The sequence below is a fragment of the Halorubrum distributum JCM 13561 genome (genome assembly GCF_000337395.1).
Taxonomy (GTDB): Archaea; Halobacteriota; Halobacteria; order Halobacteriales; family Haloferacaceae; genus Halorubrum; species Halorubrum distributum.
Genome location: NZ_AOJF01000017.1, coordinates 1 through 1,833, shown reverse-complemented (window position 1 = coordinate 1,833; position 1,833 = coordinate 1). Strand labels below are relative to the sequence as shown.

The 1,833-nt window shown below is 54.9% G+C and carries 1 protein-coding gene; it reads right to left on the bottom strand.

The window, feature by feature from the left end:
* Nucleotides 1-226: 226 nt before the first annotated feature.
* Nucleotides 227-520: a hypothetical protein gene (locus tag C470_RS15515; RefSeq protein WP_152418620.1), complete on the bottom strand. Its 294-nt coding sequence runs from the start codon at nucleotides 518-520 to the stop codon at nucleotides 227-229.
* Nucleotides 521-1,833: the final 1,313 nt, after the last annotated feature.

Genomic DNA, 1,833 nt, shown 5'->3' with positions numbered 1-1,833 from the left:
CGAGATCGTGGTTGGAGGTGTGAGAGGAGAGGAGGTCGGAGGTAGGTGTGGATGGATATTTCGGCGGGACCTCTCGGATTTCTGAGACGCTTCCCGCGCGCGTGTTCCGTGGATAAAGAGTCGGACGGGGGGGGAGGGGGTGAACCGCCATTTCGGCGACTGGCACTCGCTAGAAAATCTGCGTCTGTTGGGGTCGAATGTGTTGCTTCACATGGGCCGTAATTGACTACTGACCACCTTCCTCATCCAACTTCGACCGGAGCTCCTCTACCTCTCGCTCCAACCGTTCGACCCGACCGAATCGGTTCACGAACTCCTCCACGAGGTCTTCCTGGCCAGCCTCTCGGAGGACGTCCAAGTCCTCCTCGATCTGGTTCATACGCTGTCGTGCCCGATAGCGGGCGCTTCGCTTGTAGCCATCAGGGTCATTGACGGGCTTTTCACCGTTGAAGAACGCACGCTCGCCGTCGGAGAGGATACCAGTACTCACGCGTGTTTGTGTCCGTTGCGGTGTCACCATATAGTGATACAACATCCCAACAGACAAAAGACTTGTCACAGTATTTTGTGATGGAATCACTAAATGACGGGACAAAGTTTTATAGTTTGGGACATATAGTGTGAGTATGAGAGCGCAAGCTATCGGGACGGAAACGACAGAGCCAGGAGAGAACAGAAGTCGGCATCGGCCCTACGACTGCTTCGAGATGCGGACGGGAGGTCAAGATGTCTAGTGAAGACGGCGGNTTTAAGGATTTCAGAAGCGCTCAGAGGCCGTGAAGTAGCTGGGGCTGGGATAACAGCGCTCGTGCTGTTACTCACAGACCCGGTAGCTTTCGGTAGGTGGCTGTGGGATGAGTATATCCTGGGATTCTTTCAGAGCGCGCTTGTAGAGTGGATACTCTCAGGGTGGAGTTGGTTCCTCAACACTGCTGTTGGCGGTGCTTACGATGTCGTTGAGTTACTACTTGTAGATGGGATAGCGATCCCACTCTCTACCGCGGCTCAACAAGTCGGAGGAGGCCTGCTTCAAGCCTTTCTGGCCATTCAAGCGTTCAGTGAGTCCCAGCTGATGGCACTTGGCGTCGGTGCTCCGTTCGCCCTAGGCGTCAGCTGGCTGGGGACGGCGATCATCGTCGCCGGGATCTCCCAGTTCATCTGGGGCTTCATCGAGACCTACCTTCCCATCGAATCGCTCTCTGGCGCTTGGAGTGTTATCAAGAACGGGCTGACGGGTGGCGATGACGAGGGAACAACCGCAACTCAAGAAACCCGCTTTCAGAGTGGCTATACTATCTGGTTTTGCTATACTGTTCCTTCCCGTGAGCTTTGTTCTTCGCCAGCACACAGCGATACCACATCCGTATGAAGTTCTTGGGAGCGCGATACAGCCGAACTATCTGAGAACAGGGCTTGAGAACCACGTTCTGGGGTTCGCCACGCTCACGTCTATTCTAGTAGTCGTTTTGGTGTTTTGTATCGTACTCTACTACCACCCACCCACTGAGAAGAGTCACTACGACGAGTGGGAGCAAGAGAACCTCGAACCCTCCGAAGGGGGTGAGTAGCTACCTCTGGTAACCAACACGCTCAGATGTGTTGGTTAGTAGAAAGCTGAACAGTATATTTTTCGGGCGTCTGCGGTAGTATACGGAGTGATGTCGCTATCCGACCGACTAGATACAGTAGATGGAGTCTCCCAGCTGGGCACACCGGACGACGTCGACGCTCCTGGTGCTGAAGTAGCGCCATTCGAACTTTCGAAGACTTGGCCGCTGACTCGGCAGATGGGAGCCACTCTTACTGAGCCGGAGGACGACACCGATGACGCGG

Excerpts from the sequence above, each read along its gene's own strand:
- C470_RS15515 (WP_152418620.1), bottom strand. The coding sequence starts at position 520 with ATGGTGACACCGCAACGGACACAAACACGCGTGAGTACTGGTATCCTC.